This is a genomic window from Sphingobacterium sp. HMA12 (genome assembly GCF_002933815.1).
Taxonomy (GTDB): Bacteria; Bacteroidota; Bacteroidia; order Sphingobacteriales; family Sphingobacteriaceae; genus Sphingobacterium.
In genome coordinates this window covers 260-18889 of the sequence record NZ_BEYR01000005.1, presented here as the reverse complement: position 1 = coordinate 18889, position 18630 = coordinate 260, and the positions used below count along the sequence as shown (strand labels likewise).

At 39.6% G+C, this 18630-nt stretch carries 14 protein-coding genes and 5 tRNA genes; 18 read left to right on the top strand and 1 reads right to left on the bottom strand.

Annotation, left to right across the window (positions count from 1 at the left end; genetic code table 11):
* Window positions 1–1320, top strand: a complete 1320-nt coding sequence (locus HMAT_RS21170; protein WP_104384856.1) for a PAS domain-containing sensor histidine kinase — start codon at window positions 1–3, stop codon at window positions 1318–1320.
* A 262-nt stretch (window positions 1321–1582) separates the two neighbouring features.
* Complete coding sequence (locus HMAT_RS27480) at window positions 1583–2110, top strand: hypothetical protein (RefSeq protein ID WP_104384855.1); 528 nt, start codon at window positions 1583–1585, stop codon at window positions 2108–2110.
* Window positions 2111–2435: 325 nt separating this feature from the next.
* Here the strand turns inward: HMAT_RS27480 and HMAT_RS21160 are convergent, their stop codons facing one another.
* A complete protein-coding gene (locus HMAT_RS21160; RefSeq protein WP_104384854.1) occupies window positions 2436–3599 on the bottom strand; it encodes a BamA/TamA family outer membrane protein in 1164 nt (387 codons plus the stop codon).
* 325 nt (window positions 3600–3924) lie between these two features.
* On the opposite strand from HMAT_RS21160, the gene HMAT_RS21155 reads away from it, so the two are divergent.
* The 16 genes from HMAT_RS21155 to HMAT_RS21080 all read left to right on the top strand — a co-directional run bounded on the left by HMAT_RS21155 (window position 3925) and on the right by HMAT_RS21080 (window position 18604).
* Window positions 3925–3997, top strand: a tRNA-Thr gene (locus HMAT_RS21155).
* Window positions 3998–4023: 26 nt separating this feature from the next.
* Window positions 4024–4104: transfer RNA gene (locus tag HMAT_RS21150), tRNA-Tyr, on the top strand.
* A gap of 48 nt (window positions 4105–4152) precedes the next feature.
* Window positions 4153–4225 (top strand) — tRNA-Gly (locus tag HMAT_RS21145).
* Between the two features lie 95 nt (window positions 4226–4320).
* Window positions 4321–4392 (top strand) — tRNA-Thr (locus tag HMAT_RS21140).
* Between the two features lie 72 nt (window positions 4393–4464).
* Complete coding sequence (gene tuf, locus HMAT_RS21135; protein WP_077437774.1) at window positions 4465–5649, top strand: elongation factor Tu; 1185 nt, start codon at window positions 4465–4467, stop codon at window positions 5647–5649.
* Window positions 5650–5810: 161 nt separating this feature from the next.
* A tRNA-Trp gene (locus tag HMAT_RS21130) sits at window positions 5811–5881 on the top strand.
* Window positions 5882–5904: 23 nt separating this feature from the next.
* Entirely contained in the window at window positions 5905–6099 is a 195-nt protein-coding gene (secE, locus tag HMAT_RS21125) for a preprotein translocase subunit SecE (RefSeq protein ID WP_028072657.1), read from the top strand.
* Window positions 6100–6119: 20 nt separating this feature from the next.
* Window positions 6120–6665 (top strand): transcription termination/antitermination protein NusG, encoded by a 546-nt coding sequence (gene nusG / locus HMAT_RS21120; protein WP_104384853.1) that lies wholly within the window; start codon window positions 6120–6122, stop codon window positions 6663–6665.
* A 376-nt stretch (window positions 6666–7041) separates the two neighbouring features.
* Window positions 7042–7275, top strand: coding sequence for a hypothetical protein (locus HMAT_RS21115; protein WP_104384852.1), 234 nt, complete (start codon window positions 7042–7044; stop codon window positions 7273–7275).
* 283 nt (window positions 7276–7558) lie between these two features.
* Window positions 7559–8002 (top strand): 50S ribosomal protein L11, encoded by a 444-nt coding sequence (rplK, locus tag HMAT_RS21110; protein ID WP_028072660.1) that lies wholly within the window; start codon window positions 7559–7561, stop codon window positions 8000–8002.
* Window positions 8003–8024: 22 nt separating this feature from the next.
* On the top strand, window positions 8025–8723 hold the full coding sequence (rplA, locus tag HMAT_RS21105) for a 50S ribosomal protein L1 (protein ID WP_046672240.1): 699 nt from the start codon (window positions 8025–8027) through the stop codon (window positions 8721–8723).
* Window positions 8724–8725: 2 nt separating this feature from the next.
* Window positions 8726–9244, top strand: a complete 519-nt coding sequence (rplJ, locus tag HMAT_RS21100; protein WP_104384851.1) for a 50S ribosomal protein L10 — start codon at window positions 8726–8728, stop codon at window positions 9242–9244.
* A 78-nt stretch (window positions 9245–9322) separates the two neighbouring features.
* Window positions 9323–9700 (top strand): 50S ribosomal protein L7/L12, encoded by a 378-nt coding sequence (rplL, locus tag HMAT_RS21095; RefSeq protein WP_002992785.1) that lies wholly within the window; start codon window positions 9323–9325, stop codon window positions 9698–9700.
* Window positions 9701–9868: 168 nt separating this feature from the next.
* Window positions 9869–13678 (top strand): DNA-directed RNA polymerase subunit beta, encoded by a 3810-nt coding sequence (gene rpoB / locus HMAT_RS21090; protein ID WP_104385114.1) that lies wholly within the window; start codon window positions 9869–9871, stop codon window positions 13676–13678.
* 72 nt (window positions 13679–13750) lie between these two features.
* Complete coding sequence (rpoC, locus tag HMAT_RS21085; protein WP_104384850.1) at window positions 13751–18028, top strand: DNA-directed RNA polymerase subunit beta'; 4278 nt, start codon at window positions 13751–13753, stop codon at window positions 18026–18028.
* A 276-nt stretch (window positions 18029–18304) separates the two neighbouring features.
* Window positions 18305–18604 (top strand): hypothetical protein, encoded by a 300-nt coding sequence (locus HMAT_RS21080; protein WP_104384849.1) that lies wholly within the window; start codon window positions 18305–18307, stop codon window positions 18602–18604.
* Window positions 18605–18630: the final 26 nt, after the last annotated feature.

The window sequence follows — 18630 nt, the reverse complement described above, 5'->3', positions numbered from 1 at the left end:
ATGAGACATGGAAAAGTTTTAAATGTAATTAAGATTATTTTGCTTTTGGCGGCTTCGGTTGTCGGTGCCTACCTGTTGATGAAGCATGAATACGTACAAGCCGCATTGATCTTTTGTATAATGCTTTATCTTGGTTTCAACCTGTATGCCCAATATAATTTTTTGGAACGGCAGCTTGTAGAATTTGCCGAAGCAGTCAAATACCGTGACTTCACGCGACGTTTTTTGGTTAAAAATCCAAAGTCGGTTGAAGGGCAGCTTTTCCGCGCTTTTAATCAAATTAACGAAACGTATAAGGAAATCAGTATTAAGCAGGAGATACAGCATCAGTACCTCGATCGTGTCATCAATATGCTTAACTCGGCTATCATCTTTTATGAAATGGACGCGGGAAAAGTAATGTGGGTGAACGATGCTTTTAAACAGCTGTTCCATCTACCACATCTTGGGAATATTGCCGGACTGAAAAAGAAAAATCCCGACCTTTATGAAAAGACCATGGCGTTGGACAATGGGCGGCAACAAATGGAGTCTGTTCAATCGAGTAAAGGAAAGATAAAATTGTTGATCCAGAGTTCTAGTTTTGAAACCCAGGATGCCGTATTTCGGATTGTCGTCTATCAAAATATCAACGAAGCTATTGATGAGACTGAGACAAAAGCCTGGCATAAATTATTACGTGTGCTTACGCACGAGATCATGAATTCTATCGCGCCGATCAGTTCGTTGGCCGAAACGCTCAATGGGCGTTTGGATCATTTTAGAGGGCATGAGGATATTGAAGATTTAAAAACAGGTATATCCACGATCAAGCGTCGAAGCGAAGGACTGCTGCATTTTGCAAAAAGCTACCGTATGATCAACAAAGTAGATCAGCCACAGGTGGCTCCAATTCAGGTCTCTCAGCTATTTGAACATATCTATCAATTGCTCGAACCGACCCTGATTCAGAAGAATATTGATGTTGATATTATCCTGAAGAACACCCGGTTGATACTGTATGCTGATGTCAATCTGATAGAACAAGTTATCATTAATCTGATGCTAAACGCGATTGATGCCGTAAAAGCAAGGACGGAGGCCTATATTAGTTTGTCTGCATTGGAAATAGACGGAAAAGTGCAGATCCGTATTGAAGACAATGGTTCAGGAATTCCTGCGGATCTTCAAGAACAAATATTTACACCTTTCTTTACGACAAAGAAAACGGGTACCGGGGTTGGGTTGACGCTGAGCAAGCAGATTATGCTGTTGCATAAGGGCACCATTTTTCTCAACAGCGTGGAAGGGGAAGGTAGTGCTTTCGTACTCCAGTTTTAACGTACTATCCTGGCAACAGTATGTTTTAGCTGTAGTCCTTCTTTTTAATCGGGGCGGGGTTTAACTGGATTTCTCCTTTAAATTGTTATTGAATGTTCCATGTGAAATAATTAATTAAAGCGGTATCTGGGGATGTAACTAATCACAGTTATTCTTGGTAACCTAATTTATGTTTTTGTGTTGCCTTAGATGCTCAAATATCCCGCTATAGTGCAAGAATTTAATTGCATATCAGGGTAAATTTTTCGATGTTTGCAGCGAAATGAACTACCATCTGAAGTATTGGCACCACTATTTCATATCTCATAGCCGGCATGGGACGCATTCTCCGTTTGTTTATAAATTGGTGGATGAAGTAATCTATCGGAAAGAGGATGCGCGTGCGATCGGAAATTTGCCTGCCGCTATTCGTGCGAAGGGGAAGGCGGAAAATAAAAAATATCTATTGCTCGAACGTCTACTGAAGGCTTTTGCCTACGATCAGTTTGCATATTTAACCGAAAAAAACAGCATAAGCTATGTGAACTTATTGAAGAATAATCTTGGAAATCATTCTTCTCGCAAGATCTATTATATTGACCAGACGAATCTAGACCTGAATTTTCTGGAGACTGTGGGTGAACGCGATATGCTGATCGTAAATGAGCCCCATTTGTCGGTCGAACGGGAAAACTATTGGAACAAGCTCAAGCATGATGATCGCGTAGTTGTCACCATAGATCTGTATCGAATTGGTTTGGTCTTTTTCAGAGCCGGACAACGAAAGGAAAATTTTCTGATCAGGTTTTAGTTTTCTCTTTACTTCCTACAAGTTTTGCTTAAAGTGTAATAAGAGCCCGGAAGCATTCAGCTTCGTTTTATGATCGAAATGCGAGCATCTTATCAGTATAATGATTCCATATGAAAAGGTGGACTTGACGTGGGGTCATGGCTTACTTAATTAAGGTCACAGAACGAAAATAGCATTAATCAGATGCCTGATTGATTTTTTTATGAATGGAGAGGGTCTTTAGAAGCTGAAAGGGGACTCGTTAACAACTGAATAGAAACTGTTGTGGGATCCGAATGAAATTAAAAAAACGGGGGAGTCGAAAAGGTGAAGCCCCCGTTTTTAGTTAAAAAGCTTCGCTTAAAGATAGGTAAAAACCAGATTGTCTTTTCTCCCCGGCTCTTTGTTCACCATAGGAATAATCAAATCGAATGCTGCTATTATGTTCTAAGCTAAAGAAGTAGCGCAAGCCACCACCGTAACTCGGTACATATCTGCTGCTATTTTCTTTTGAAAAGGTTGATCCAATTCCCGAAAAACCGACAATACCAAAACGAGGATGAAAACGGTAACGTAATTCCGCTTGCGAAGCAAGGTAATTTTTGTCACGATAACGACCGAGGTAATAGCCGCGCATCATCATGTCACCACCTAGTTCACGGTAATTATAGAAAGGAATTGTTTTTCCGAATGTCGAACGAAAGATCCCCTGAAGTGCCAGTGTGACTTTTTTATGCAATGGAATAAACCCACGAAGGTCCAGATCCAGATTTGCTCCATTGAAGTCTGTGCTGGTCCATAACTTAGGTGCGTAAGCCAGGCGTAATTTGGCATAATATCCACGTGTACTATAGGAAACATTATCTCGATTGTCAAATAATTGAGATACACCAAGCAGCAATTGTTGACCGCCCTCTTTTCCGATAAGACCCGATTGATTGAATATATGGTCGCTGCTATCGCTACGGATTGAAAAATTATCGTACTGTATATTGATACCGGAATAAAGATGGTTGCCGACTTTTTTCTCCGCTTCCAGTTTTAATCGAAATAGCTTTTGATCAACCCGTTCTTCATCCGTCTTCCAGGTATCCATGCCAATGCCATAGTAATTAAATGGCCAGTTGCGGTATCGGACTTCACTGACGAAATGGTAATCGTTATTTTTTGTCCAAAGGTCAGTTTGAAATTTAAAATTTGACTGATGTTTGGATGTAAATGTCCCCATGAGCGTCATTGTGGAGGTACGGATATGGGGGTCAGACTTGTCCAGGTAAAAGTTATATGAACTTGCTAATCCATATTCTACTCCCGTTTCCTGTGCGTAACCGACGGCAGGTAAAACCATAAAACTGCCTGATCGGGTAGAGTCTTTTTCAGCCGAAAGAAATTTTTTACTCAATTTTTGAATAATATTTTGAGCTTTCAAATCGCCTTTACCAGCTATAAATAGCGCAAGTAGTGCTGTATAGCGGGTAAGTTTTGAAAGTGATTGCGGTAAAATTTGCATGCCCAAAGATAGCACATTAGGCAAATAACCAAAATAGGCAAATAGTCAATTAAAAATTATTGTGCTGCATATCAGTATAATTGACAAAAAGTGTCGTTTTTTTTTGATAAATATTTTTGTAAAGTGAGTTTTGTGTCTATCTTTGCATCAGCAAACAAGGGAACAACGGTTCACAATAACGAAGTTTGCTTAGTTCTTTAAATGAAAAAAAAGTAAAAAATAAACTTGCAAAAATCAAAAGTAAATTCGATATTTGCACTCGCTGAAAAGATAAAGTTGTCGGATTGGCGTTGATAGAACGTAAGTTATTTTAAAAATATTAGAAGCCTCTTTAGCTCAGCTGGTAGAGCAACTGACTTGTAATCAGTAGGTCATTGGTTCGATCCCGATAAGAGGCTCTAAATGTAACGAAAGTTACAGGTCTGGAGGGGTTCCAGAGCGGTCAAATGGGACGGACTGTAAATCCGTTGCTTCGGCTTCGAAGGTTCGAATCCTTCTCCCTCCACACTTTTTTTAATTGGAGTTTAGATTTACTCTAGTTTCTAATTATTAAGCGGAAGTAGCTCAGTTGGTAGAGCGATAGCCTTCCAAGCTATAGGTCGCGAGTTCGAACCTCGTCTTCCGCTCAAATTTTTCAAGTATTAAATTTAGTCTCTATCTTCTTTGATAATAATGTATCTAAAGGTGGGGGCATTAATACGTAAATAAGGTTTTTTAGTAAGCCGAAGTAGCTCAGGGGTAGAGCACTTCCTTGGTAAGGAAGAGGTCGTGGGTTCAAATCCCATCTTTGGCTCGTACTTGTGTAAAAGTTAAGCAAGAGTATATAACAAATAGAAATAATTTATAATTACTAATTCGCATAAACATGGCAAAAGAGAAATTTGACCGTAGTAAACCACACTTAAACATTGGTACTATCGGTCACGTTGACCACGGTAAAACTACAACTACAGCTGCTATCACTAAAGTATTGGCTGATAAAGGTTTGTCAGAAGCTCGTTCATTTGATTCAATTGACTCTGCTCCTGAAGAAAAAGAGCGTGGTATCACAATCAATACTGCACACGTAGAATATTCTACAGCTAACCGTCACTATGCACACGTTGACTGTCCAGGTCACGCTGACTACGTTAAGAACATGGTAACTGGTGCTGCTCAAATGGACGGTGCTATCATCGTAGTTGCTGCGACTGATGGTCCTATGCCTCAAACTCGTGAGCACATCTTGTTGGCTCGTCAGGTAGGTGTTCCTGCGTTAGTAGTATTCATGAACAAAACTGACTTAGTTGATGACCCTGAGTTGTTAGACTTAGTAGAAATGGAAGTTCGTGAGTTATTGTCATTCTACGAATTCCCAGGTGATGATATCCCTGTAATCAAAGGATCTGCTTTAGGTGCATTGAATGGTGAGCCTGAGTGGGTTGAGAAAATCATGGAATTAATGGATGCTGTAGATAACTACATTCCAATTCCTCCACGTTTGACTGACTTACCTTTCTTGATGCCTATCGAGGATGTATTCTCAATCACTGGTCGTGGTACAGTTGCTACAGGTCGTATCGAAAGAGGTGTAATCAACTCTGGTGATCCAGTTGAGATCTTAGGTATGGGTGCTGAGAACTTGAAATCTACAGTAACAGGTGTTGAGATGTTCCGTAAAATCTTAGATTACGGTGAGGCTGGTGATAACGTAGGTTTATTGTTACGTGGTATTGAGAAAACTGATATCAAACGTGGTATGGTTATCTGTAAACCAGGTTCAGTAACTCCTCACGATCATTTCAAAGCTGAGGTTTACGTATTGTCAAAAGCTGAAGGTGGTCGTCACACTCCATTCTTCAACAAATACCGTCCTCAATTCTATTTCCGTACAACTGACGTAACTGGAGAAATCTCTTTACCAGAAGGTACTGAAATGGTTATGCCAGGTGATAACGTTACGATCTCTGTTAAATTGATCTCTCCTATCGCTATGGAAAAAGGTCTACGTTTCGCTATCCGTGAGGGTGGTCGTACAGTAGGTGCTGGTCAGGTAACTGAAATCATCTAGTCTATAAAGGTCTAGAAAAATATAAAATAAGCTAATCGACTGAAGTTGATTAGCTTATTTTTTTCGATAAGCGATTTATCGGATTAAAATAAAAAAAAGTTAAAAAAGATTTGCAGAAAGTGGTTTAAAACACTATATTTGCATCACAAAATAAGAAATACACGGGCATAGTTTAAAGGTAGAACGAAGGTCTCCAAAACCTTTGGTCTGGGTTCGAGTCCTGGTGCCCGTGCTTATAAAAACAGATAAACTAAAATGGCAAAAGTACTTGATTTTTTTAAAGACTCTTATGTAGAGATCACTGAGAAAGTGACTTGGCCTACATGGTCTCAGTTACAAAGTTCAGCTGTTATTGTGCTTGTTGCGTCTCTTCTTATTGCATTGGTAGTCTTTGTGATGGATAAAGCTTCAAGTGTAGGGTTAGAATTCTTGTACGGTATTGCTTCTTAATTTTTCAATCGTATTTATTTATGGCAGATCAAGGTTTAAAGTGGTACGTAGTTCGTGCTGTAAGTGGTAAAGAAAAGAAAGTAAAGCAATATATTGATGCCGAGGTTAGTCGTTTAGGTATTGAACACTTGGTTCCTCAAGTGTTGATTCCAATGGAAAAATACTACTTAATGCGCGATGGCAAGAAGGTTGCTAAAGAGCGTAACTATTATCCTGGTTATGTTTTATTGGAAGCTGCTCTTGACGGAGAGTTAGAACACGTTATCAAAAATATCAATAGCGTAATTGGTTTCTTGGGAGATAAAGCTGGTAATGCTGTTCCTTTGCGCCAAGCAGAAGTAAATCGTATCCTAGGTAAAGTGGATGAAATGGCTGAACAAGGTGAAACCATTAATGTTCCTTACTATGTGGGTGAAACAGTGAAAGTAAACGATGGCCCTTTCAATGGATTTACTGGTGAGATCGAAGAAGTTCATGAAGATAAGAAGAAATTGATCGTCATGGTGAAGGTCTTTGGTCGTAAGACTCCACTTGAGTTGAACTATATGCAAGTAGAAAAAGAATAAGATTAGTAATTAACGATAGAGAAAAGCTTTACATGAAAATGTAAGGCTTTTTTTTATCTTACTGCAAATGAAAAGGCGAACGATTTATCTGAATCTATTGTTATATATATTAGCATAGTGAGTAGTATAAGTGCCGAAAAGTGCAATCGTTTTATCCAGCCCCCCTTTGTAGGCTATGCAACGGGATCTCAATTTACGTAGTGCATAATTTGTGGAAAATGTTTTCCGCTCTGTTTCTTCGTATATGTGAAAATCAACTGACAGCTACGTTTGATGGTTGTTCGGCTTTTAGATATCCGGCATTTTATTATTACCAATTGGAATTGACTACAGAGGTTCTATTGGGATATTGTATTCCTGTGTCAATAGTGCCTATATGCTGCTCCGAGGCCGTTTGAAAAGTGGAAGTCAAGAACAGATCAGTTTGGTAGAAAAGCCTAAACTGTCCATACCCGTACCCAAACTGCCAAAGTCCCATTTACCGTGGGCTTTAATGGATGCTGGATCTTATTATCAAGTTGAAGGTAAAAGACCTGGTGTGGTGAAAGGTGTTCCTGTGGTGCACCGTGTTTATGACGCTATCTTCGGGAAAGAATGGTTTGGATGTTGAAGTCCGTTAGGAAATAATAAGGCTGATTAATCTTTTTTTGGAACCGAAAATAATTCACAATAGCTTATTGAACAATAAGATTGTAAAATTTTGAATGATTCGATTTGCGGTAAACATAAAAAAACGTAAATTCCTGAAAAATTAAAAGTTATATACTTGCAGGATTCAAATCTTCTTATTAAATTTGCACCTCGGTTGGGGTGTTACGTCCCGATCGATGAATGTTACGTTATTTGCTTCCAACTTACTAACAGACATTTAACAAAATTAAATTCAAAACAAAATGGCAAAAGAAGTCAGTGCGTTAGTAAAATTACAAGTTAAGGGCGGAGCTGCGAATCCTTCACCTCCAGTAGGACCTGCATTAGGTGCTAAAGGTGTGAATATCATGGATTTCTGTAAGCAGTTTAACGCTCGTACGCAAGACAAACCAGGTCAAGTATTGCCTGTTGTCATTACAGTTTACGCGGATAAATCATTTGATTTTATCATCAAGACTCCACCGGTAGCAGTTCAATTGAAAGATGCTGCAAAATTAAAAAGTGGATCTGGCGAGCCTAACCGTAAAAAGGTTGCGGCTATCACTTGGGAACAAGTTGAGACAATTGCTAAAGATAAAATGCCTGATTTAAATGCATTTACTGTAGAGGCTGCTATGAGAATGGTAGCTGGTACAGCACGTAGTATGGGTATTACTGTTTCCGGTAATGCTCCTTGGAACAATTAATTAAGAAATCAATTTAAGAAAAGTGGCTAGATTAACAAAAAATCAAAAAGCGGCACTATCCAAAATTGAAGCTGGTAAAGCATACTCTTTGAAAGAAGCTTCGGCTTTAGTTAAAGAAATCTCATTGACCAAATTTGATGCTTCTGTGGATATCGACGTTCGTTTGGGCGTAGATCCTCGTAAAGCAAATCAAATGGTGCGTGGTATTGCAACATTACCTCACGGTACTGGTAAAACTGTTCGCGTTTTAGTTTTGTGTACTCCTGATAAGGAAGAAGAAGCTAAGGCAGCAGGTGCAGATTACGTAGGTTTAGATGATTACATCAGCAAAATTGAAGGTGGTTGGACTGACGTTGATATCATTATTACTATGCCTAGTGTTATGGCTAAAGTTGGTAAATTGGGTCGTATTTTAGGTCCAAGAAACTTGATGCCTAACCCTAAAACTGGTACAGTTACAACAGAAGTTGGTAAAGCTGTAACAGATGTAAAAGGTGGTAAGATCGATTTCAAAGTTGACAAAACCGGTATCATCCATACTTCTATTGGTAAAGCGTCGTTCGATGCAGATAAAATATATGATAACGCATTAGAGGTATTACAAACTCTAGCACGTTTGAAACCATCTGCAGCTAAAGGAACTTACTTTAAAAGTATTCACATTTCCTCAACTATGAGTCCTGGTATTCATATTGAGACTAAATCAGTAGCAGGTATTTAATCATGAGAAAAGAAGAAAAACAAGAAATTGTTCAAGCTTTGGCCGAACAGATTAAATCTTACGGTAACTTCTATATTACCGATACTGCTGAGTTGTCCGTTGAAAAAGTGAATAACATTCGTCGTAAATGTTTTGAGCAAGGTATCGAAATTAAAGCTGTTAAAAACACTTTAATCAAGAAAGCATTGATCGAAGCTGGTGTTGAAGAAGAAGATATTTTTGGAACGCTTAAAGGTGCGTCTACAATGATGTTTTCCGAAGTCGCTAATGCACCTGCTAAATTGATCAAAGAATTGCGCAAAACAGGTGAGAAACCGTTGTTAAAAGCGGCTTTCATTGAAGCAACAGCATTCGTAGGAGATAATCAATTAACTGCATTAGTTAATCTTAAATCTAAAAACGAACTTATCGCTGACGTTATCGCTGCATTGCAGTCACCTGCGAAAAATGTTATTTCAGCTCTTCAATCAGGAGGAAATACGGTTGCAGGTTTAGTAAAAGCTTTAGAAGAAAGAGGTTAACGAATCCTCTAGAACAGAATCATTCGTTACAATTTAATTAACAATTTTTACAAAGTACATTCAAAAATTCAAAATAAAATGGCAGATTTAAAACAACTTGCTGAACAGTTAGTTAACTTAACAGTAAAAGAAGTTAAAGAATTAGCTGATATCTTAAAAGACGAGTATGGCATCGAGCCTGCTGCTGCTGCTGTTGCTGTAGCTGCTGCTCCAGCTGAAGGTGGTGCTGCTGCTGCAGAAGAGAAAACTTCATTTGACGTTATCTTGAAAGAAGCTGGTGGTCAAAAATTAGCTGTAGTTAAATTGGTTAAAGATTTAGCTGGATTAGGCTTGAAAGAAGCTAAAGATTTAGTTGACGGAGCACCTAAAGAATTGAAAGCTGGTGTATCTAAAGACGAAGCAGAAGCTTTGAAAAAACAATTAGAAGAAGCTGGTGCTGTTGTTGAGATTAAATAATCTCAACTAATTAGCCCGAAAAGGTTTAGACTCTGACGATTTTTCGTCAGAGTCTATTCCTATTTATAATAATACGCCACTATGCTGTGTATATGCTGGGCACAGTGGACATGTGGTTTACAGCATACATGTAAGCGCAGTTTTTTTAAAACTAAAATTCATATTCCCTTGGCAAACAATAATATTCAACAAGAAAGAATAAACTTTGCAACAAGTAAGAAAGTATTGGAATATCCAGATTTCTTAGATGTGCAATTGGAATCTTTCAAGGAGTTTTTTCAATTAGAAACTACTTCTGACAACCGCCATCAGGAAGGGCTGTTCAAGGTATTCTCGGAAAACTTCCCTATTTCTGATTCAAGAAACATTTTTGTGCTAGAGTTTTTGGATTATTTCATTGATCCACCACGTTATGATATCCAAGAATGTATCGAGCGTGGCTTGACTTATAGCGTTCCTTTAAAGGCTAAGTTAAAGTTATCTTGTAATGATGAAGAACACGAAGATTTCGAAACTATTGTTCAGGATGTATATTTAGGGACTATCCCTTATATGACTCCTAAAGGTACTTTCGTGGTAAATGGTGCAGAGCGTGTCATCGTATCGCAATTACACCGTTCGCCGGGCGTTTTCTTTGGTCAAAGTAGACACACAAATGGTACTAAACTTTATTCTGCAAGGGTAATTCCTTTCAAAGGATCTTGGATCGAATTCGCTACAGACGTAAACAATGTCATGTATGCTTATATCGACCGTAAAAAGAAATTCCCAGTTACTACCTTATTGCGTGCTATCGGTTACGATTCGGATAAAGACATCTTGGAATTGTTCGATTTAGCGGATGAAGTAAAAGTTAGTAAATCTGGTCTTAAAAAATATGTTGGTCGTCGTCTTGCGGCTAGGGTATTGAAAAAATGGGTAGAAGATTTCGTGGATGAGGATACTGGTGAAGTAGTATCTATCGACCGTAACGAAATTATCCTTGAGCGTGAAACTGTTCTAGAAGAGGATCACATTGATTTGATTATCGAAGCTGGTGTTAAGTCTATTATCTTAGCAAAAGACGACGAGTCTAATAATGCGGACTATTCTATTATATATAACACTTTACAAAAAGATACATCCAACTCAGAAAAAGAAGCGGTAGAGCATATCTATCGTCAATTGCGTAACGCTGAACCACCAGATGAGGAAACTGCTCGTGGTATCATCGACCGTTTGTTCTTTTCTGATAAACGTTATGATTTGGGAGACGTAGGTCGTTACCGTATCAACCGTAAATTGAAGTTGGGTACTCCGGACGATACGAAAGTATTAACACGTGAGGACATCATCGCAATTGTGAAGTATTTGATCAATTTGATCAACTCTAAAGCAGAGGTGGATGATATTGACCACTTGTCAAATCGTCGTGTACGTACTGTAGGTGAACAATTATATGCTCAATTTGGTGTAGGTTTATCTCGTATGGCCCGTACAATCCGTGAGCGTATGAACATCCGCGATAACGAGGTATTTACGCCAACGGATCTGATTAACGCACGTACACTTTCGTCGGTAATCAATTCGTTCTTCGGTACAAACCAGTTGTCTCAGTTCATGGACCAAACTAACCCTCTTGCTGAAATTACGCACAAGCGTCGTTTGTCAGCTTTAGGTCCAGGTGGTCTTTCTCGTGAGCGGGCAGGTTTCGAGGTTCGTGACGTTCACTATACGCACTACGGTCGTCTTTGTACAATCGAAACACCAGAGGGTCCAAACATCGGTTTGATCTCTTCATTGGCTGTACACGCGAAAATTAACCACTTAGGTTTTATCGAAACTCCTTACCGTAAGGTAAAAGATGGAGTGGTTGTGGTTGACGAACCGGTCGTATACTTATCTGCTGAGGATGAAGATGGCAAAACAATTGCACAGGCGAATGCTTTGTATGATGACAAAGGTAATTTCGAAGATGCGAAAGTGAAAGCCAGATATGAGGGTGACTTCCCGATTATCGAGCCTAATATGCTTGATTATATGGACGTCGCTCCAAACCAAATTACATCTATTGCGGCTTCGTTGATTCCTTTCTTGGAACACGATGATGCCAACCGTGCATTGATGGGATCGAACATGCAACGTCAGGCTGTGCCTGTATTGCGTCCACAAGCTCCTATCGTAGGTACTGGTCTTGAAGGGCGGGTAGCGAAAGATTCACGTACTTTGATCAACGCTGAAGGTCACGGTGTGGTAGAGTATGTAGATGCTGATGAAATTAAGATCCGTTATGACAGAAACGACGATGATCGCCTTGTATCATTTGATGATGATGTCAGAACATATAAATTGATCAAATTCAAGAAAACCAACCAGAATACTTGTATGAACTTGAAGCCTATCGTTAGAAAAGGCCAACGAGTAGAACCAGGACAGGTATTGTGTGAAGGTTATGCTACTGAAAATGGTGAATTGGCATTGGGTCGTAACTTGAAAGTAGCGTTCATGCCTTGGCAAGGATATAACTTTGAGGATGCGATCGTAATTTCTGAGCGTGTAGCGAAAGAAGACTGGTTTACTTCTCTTCACATTGAAGAATTCGAACTTGAAGTTCGTGATACGAAACGTGGTGAAGAAGAATTGACCGCTGATATTCCTAACGTATCTGAAGAAGCGACAAAAGACTTGGACGAAAACGGTATTATCCGTATCGGTGCAGAAGTTGGTGGCGGTGATATCTTGATCGGTAAAATCACGCCTAAAGGTGAGTCCGACCCTTCTCCGGAAGAGAAATTATTGCGTGCAATCTTTGGTGACAAAGCTGGTGACGTGAAAGATGCTTCACTGAAAACGCCACCTTCATTAAAAGGTGTCGTGATCGATACGAAGTTGTTCTCTCGTGCGAAGAAAATGTCTAAAGAAGTTGAACGAAAAACGTTAGAGAAACTAGAGGTTGCTCACGATAGAGCTGTTAAATCATTGAAGGAGCGTTTGGTGGAAAAATTATTCACTGTAGTGAATGGTAAAACAAGCCAAGGTGTATACAATGTATATAAAGAGTTGTTAGTCGCTAAAGGTGCTAAGTTTACGCAAAAAATCTTAGCTGAATTAGATTACAACAACATCAACCCAATGGGATGGACAACTGACGAAGATAAAAATGAGTTGATCAAAATGGCCCTTCACAATTATAATATTAAAATTAATGAAGAGTTAGGTTCGTTCAAACGTGATAAATTCGCAGTATCTGTGGGGGATGAACTTCCATCAGGAATTGTGCAGATGGCTAAAGTTTACGTTGCTAAAAAACGTAAATTGAAAGTAGGGGATAAGATGGCTGGTCGTCACGGTAACAAAGGTATCGTTGCACGTATCGTACGTGATGAGGATATGCCATTCTTGGAAGACGGTACTCCGGTTGATATCGTGTTGAACCCACTAGGGGTACCTTCACGGATGAACTTGGGACAGATCTACGAAACCGTATTGGGTTGGGCTGGTCAAAAATTGGGCGTTAAATTTGCTACGCCAATCTTTGACGGTGCTGAAATGGATCAGGTACAAGATTGGGTTGCGAAGGCAGGTCTACCAAAATCCGGACGTACATATTTGTACAACGGATTGACAGGTGATCGTTTTGATCAACCAACGACAGTGGGTGTAATCTACATGTTGAAATTAGGTCACATGGTTGATGATAAAATGCACGCACGTTCTATCGGTCCTTACTCATTGATCACGCAACAACCTCTGGGTGGTAAAGCACAATTCGGTGGTCAACGTTTCGGTGAGATGGAGGTTTGGGCATTGGAAGCATTCGGTGCATCTAACATCCTTCAAGAGATCTTGACTGTGAAATCGGATGATGTGGTTGGTCGTGCCAAAACTTACGAGGCAATCGTAAAGGGTAACAATCTTCCAACACCATCGGTACCAGAATCGTTCAACGTATTGGTACACGAGTTGCGCGGATTGGGTCTAGATATCACATTGGATTAATTAAGCAATTAGGGCTTTGAAGGGCTCCAGTCCTTCAAAGCTTCTTTATAAAGCTTTAACTTTTGAATAAGTATGTCTTACAAAAAAGATAATAAAATTAAAAGCAACTTCACTTCGATTACGATCAGCTTGGCTTCTCCAGAAACTATTTTGGAACGCTCAAGTGGTGAAGTTACAAAACCGGAAACGATTAACTATCGTACCTACAAACCAGAACGTGATGGTTTATTCTGTGAGCGTATTTTTGGTCCTGTAAAGGATTACGAATGTCACTGTGGTAAATACAAACGTATCCGTTATAAAGGTATCGTCTGTGACCGTTGTGGTGTTGAAGTAACGGAGAAAAAAGTACGTCGTGAGCGTATGGGACACATCAACTTGGTGGTTCCTGTTGCGCACATCTGGTATTTCCGTTCTCTTCCTAATAAAATCGGTTATTTATTGGGACTTCCAACCAAGAAATTGGATATGATCATTTACTATGAACGTTATGTGGTTATCCAAGCTGGTATTAAGGAAGAAGATGGTATCAACTTCATGGACTTCTTGACTGAAGAAGAATATTTAGATATTTTAGATACTTTACCAAAAGAAAATCAATATTTAGACGATAACGATCCTCAAAAATTTGTCGCTAAGATGGGTGCTGAGGCTTTGGAAGATTTGTTGAAACGTATTGATTTGGATCAATTGTCATACGATTTACGTCACCAAGCTGCTAACGAGACTTCGCAACAACGTAAAAATGAAGCGTTAAAACGTCTTCATGTGGTTGAAGCTTTCCGTAGCTCACGTGAAAATATCGAGAATCGTCCAGAATGGATGATTGTGAAAATTGTGCCGATCATTCCACCTGAATTGCGTCCTTTGGTGCCTTTGGATGGTGGCCGTTTTGCGACTTCGGATTTGAACGACTTATACCGTCGTGTCATTATCCGTAACAACCGTCTAAAACGTTTGATCGAGATCAAAGCTCCTGAAGTAATCTTACGTAACGAAAAACGTATGCTTCAAGAAGCGGTAGACTCTTTGTTTGATAACTCACGTAAAGTGAATGCGGTTAAGACGGAAGGTAACCGTGCATTGAAGTCTTTATCTGACATTTTGAAAGGTAAACAAGGTCGTTTCCGTCAAAACTTGTTAGGTAAGCGTGTGGATTATTCGGCTCGTTCGGTAATTGTTGTAGGCCCTCACTTGAAATTACACGAGTGTGGTCTTCCTAAAGATATGGCTGCTGAACTTTACAAACCGTTTATCATCCGTAAGATGATCGAGCGTGGTATTGTAAAAACAGTGAAATCAGCTAAAAAAATTGTTGATCGTAAAGATCCAGTAGTATGGGATATCCTTGAAAATGTATTGAAAGGTCACCCTGTATTACTAAACCGTGCACCTACGCTTCACCGTTTGGGTATTCAGGCTTTCCAGCCTACATTGGTAGAAGGTAAAGCTATTCAATTACACCCATTAGTGTGTACAGCGTTCAACGCCGATTTTGACGGTGACCAGATGGCAGTTCACTTACCTCTTGGTAATGCTGCAGTTTTGGAAGCCCAAATCTTGATGTTGGGAGCACACAATATCTTAAACCCTGCAAATGGTTCGCCAATCACGGTACCATCTCAAGACATGGTATTGGGTCTTTATTATATTACTAAAGGCCGTAGAACTGCTGGTGATCACATCGTAAGAGGTCAAGATATGACTTTTTATTCGGCTGAAGAGGTAATCATCGCTTTAAATGAGAAGCAAATTGACCTTCATGCTTGGATTAAAGTTAAAACAAAAATTAGACAAAAAGATGGTAGCATCGTTGATACCTTATTAGAGACAACTGTAGGTCGCGTGATCTTCAACCAAGTTGTTCCTGAAGAAATGGGATTTGTCAATGAATTGCTTACTAAAAAATCTTTGCGTAATATCATCGGTGAGATTGTGAAGACGACGGGTATGGCTCGTGCAGCACAGTTCTTGGATGATATGAAGGAATTAGGATATCAAACAGCTTTCAAAGGTGGTCTTTCTTTCAACTTGGAAGATTTGAACATTCCTGCTGCGAAAGCTGAGCTGATCCAGCAAGCAACAAACGAAGTTGAAGAAGTAATGAACAACTATAACATGGGTTTCATTACCAACAACGAACGTTACAACCAAATCATCGATATCTGGACGCGTATCAACAACAGATTGACGGCACACGTTATGGACATTCTTTCTAACGATAATCAAGGTTTCAACTCAGTTTATATGATGTTGGATTCTGGAGCCCGTGGTTCGAAAGAGCAGATCCGTCAGTTATGTGGTATGCGTGGTTTGATGGCGAAACCTCAAAAATCAGGTACTTCTGGTGGTGAGATTATCGAAAACCCGATTTTGTCAAACTTTAAAGAAGGTTTGTCTGTATTGGAGTACTTTATTTCTACCCACGGTGCGCGTAAAGGTCTTGCCGATACGGCGTTGAAAACGGCCGATGCGGGTTACTTGACTCGTCGTTTACATGACGTTGCTCAGGATATGATCGTTGTGGAGCAAGATTGTGGTGGTTTACGTGGTATTTATACAACAGCGTTGAAAGATAATGACGATGTTGTTGAACCATTGTTCGATCGTATTTTAGGTCGTACACCATTACATGATGTGTTCCATCCGGAAACAGATGAGTTGATTGTTTCCGCGAATGAAGATATCACGGAAGAAATCGCTGAAGTTATCGAGAAATCAGGTATTGAGGGTATCGAAATTCGTACTGTATTAACTTGTGAATCGAAACGTGGTGTGTGTGCTTGTTGTTACGGTCGTAACTTGGCATCTGGTAAACGAGTTCAATTGGGTGAAGCTGTCGGTGTTATCGCAGCTCAGTCAATTGGTGAGCCGGGTACACAGTTAACACTTCGTACGTTCCACGTGGGTGGTACGGCATCGAACATTGCTGCTGATTCCAGTATCATTTCTAAATACGATGGTAAAATCGAATTTGAAAATGTGCGTACCGTTTCGCAGACAAATGATAATGGCACACATCAGGTTGTCTTAGGACGTTCTGGTGAGGTTAAGATCATAGATGCACATAATAAAATTGTTTTCCAACAAAATATCCCTTATGGTTCGCAGTTGTTCGTTGAGGATGGCGGTACAGTAGCTAAAGGTGATAAATTGGTCGAATGGGATCCATATAATGCCGTAATTATCTCTGAATTTGCAGGTAAAGTTGAATTTGATGCAATCATTGAAGGTGTTACCTTCCGCGAGGAATCAGATGAGCAAACTGGTCACAAAGAGAAAGTAATTATTGAAACACGTGATAAAACGAAAAACCCATCCATCAAGATTCTTGATAAATCCGGAGAGGTTATCCGTACGTACAATATTCCAGTAGGTGCCCACGTTGCTGTTGCTAACGGAGTGACTGTTAAAGAAGGTGGTATCTTAGTTAAGATTCCTCGTTCTACAGGTAAAACACGAGATATCACTGGTGGTCTTCCACGTGTAACCGAGTTATTCGAAGCACGTAACCCTTCTAACCCTGCTGTTGTAACAGAAATCGACGGTGTGGTAACATTAGGTGGTGTGAAACGTGGTAACCGTGAGATGTCGATTGAATCACGTGATGGTCAGATCAAGAAATACTTGGTGCCACTTTCTAAACATATCCTCGTTCAGGATAATGACTTCGTGAAAGCAGGTATGCCATTATCGGATGGTTCGATTTCTCCAGCAGATATCTTATCGATTAAAGGACCGTCAGCGGTGCAACATTATATCGTGAATGGTATCCAGGAGGTATATCGTCTTCAAGGTGTGAAAATCAATGATAAGCACTTCGAAACGATCGTTCACCAGATGATGCAAAAAGTTAACATCGAGGATCCAGGAGATACACGTTTCTTAGAGAAAGAAGCTGTAAACAAATGGGACTTCATGGAAGAAAATGATTCCTTGTTCGACAAGAAAGTTGTCGTTGATGCCGGAGATTCCAATAGCTTACGTCCAGGACAAATTGTTTCTTTACGTAAGTTGAGAGAGGAAAACTCAAGCTTAAAACGTCGTGACTTAAAACTTGTAGAAGTGCGTGAAGCAATTCCAGCGACTTCAAGTCCATTGTTGCAAGGTATCACTAGAGCGTCATTAGGTACCAAATCATTTATCTCTGCTGCCTCTTTCCAAGAGACAACAAAAGTATTGAATGAAGCTGCTATCGCAGGTAAGCGTGACAACTTGTTAGGTTTGAAAGAAAACGTAATCGTTGGTCACTTGATCCCTTCTGGTACAGGTATCCGTCAATACAGCAACTTAATTGTCGGTTCTCGCGAAGAGTACGATCAATTATTAGCTTCGAAAGAAGAAGATTAATCTATTATAGATTATTTCATATAGAAAGGTCCAGGCTTATGTCTGGACCTTTTCTGTTTCTATAGCGACTTTATTGGCATAGAAGAAAGCAGTAAATAGTATTTAATTTGTCCTTTTAGCTGTGAAATTGTTTGCTAAGGGAATTGGTTAAACTGAAATTTATAGGAAGCAGTTTCCCAGTTTAATTTGATAATTTAACCTGATTGGGCCATTTAATTGATCGCCATCTCAAATGAATCATCCAATGTTACAGTAAGTTAACTTAAATATTAAAAAATGTTTAACAAAAGGCTTGGAAGTGATTATAAAAACTCCCTATCTTTGCACCACTCCGCAAGGGAGGCAGGGTTACTTCGAAAGAGGGAGCCGATGAAAAAAGAAGGGTTTAAGAGAGTTCGACAGGATTTAAAATCCCGCCCAGTTTATTTTAAACACGGAAATCGGAAAAAAGAAAAAGAAAAAAAACTTCAGAAAGTTTTTGGAAGTTCAGAAAAGATTTCTACCTTTGCAGTCCCAACGGAAACGGAGGGAAAAACAAAAAAGATAAAGAGAGGCGCAATGCCTATCGGAATATAGCGGATACGGAAGTTGAAGCGAGAGAA

Coding starts and splice junctions, on each gene's coding strand:
- rplK (WP_028072660.1), top strand. CDS start 7,559: ATGGCAAAAGAAGTCAGTGCGTTAGTAAAATTACAAGTTAAGGGCGGA.
- rplL (WP_002992785.1), top strand. CDS start 9,323: ATGGCAGATTTAAAACAACTTGCTGAACAGTTAGTTAACTTAACAGTA.
- rpoC (WP_104384850.1), top strand. CDS start 13,751: ATGTCTTACAAAAAAGATAATAAAATTAAAAGCAACTTCACTTCGATT.
- HMAT_RS21170 (WP_104384856.1), top strand. CDS start 1: ATGAGACATGGAAAAGTTTTAAATGTAATTAAGATTATTTTGCTTTTG.
- rplJ (WP_104384851.1), top strand. CDS start 8,726: ATGAGAAAAGAAGAAAAACAAGAAATTGTTCAAGCTTTGGCCGAACAG.
- nusG (WP_104384853.1), top strand. CDS start 6,120: ATGGCAGATCAAGGTTTAAAGTGGTACGTAGTTCGTGCTGTAAGTGGT.
- tuf (WP_077437774.1), top strand. CDS start 4,465: ATGGCAAAAGAGAAATTTGACCGTAGTAAACCACACTTAAACATTGGT.
- HMAT_RS27480 (WP_104384855.1), top strand. CDS start 1,583: ATGAACTACCATCTGAAGTATTGGCACCACTATTTCATATCTCATAGC.
- HMAT_RS21080 (WP_104384849.1), top strand. CDS start 18,305: ATGTTTAACAAAAGGCTTGGAAGTGATTATAAAAACTCCCTATCTTTG.
- HMAT_RS21115 (WP_104384852.1), top strand. CDS start 7,042: ATGCTGCTCCGAGGCCGTTTGAAAAGTGGAAGTCAAGAACAGATCAGT.
- secE (WP_028072657.1), top strand. CDS start 5,905: ATGGCAAAAGTACTTGATTTTTTTAAAGACTCTTATGTAGAGATCACT.
- HMAT_RS21160 (WP_104384854.1), bottom strand. CDS start 3,599: ATGCAAATTTTACCGCAATCACTTTCAAAACTTACCCGCTATACAGCA.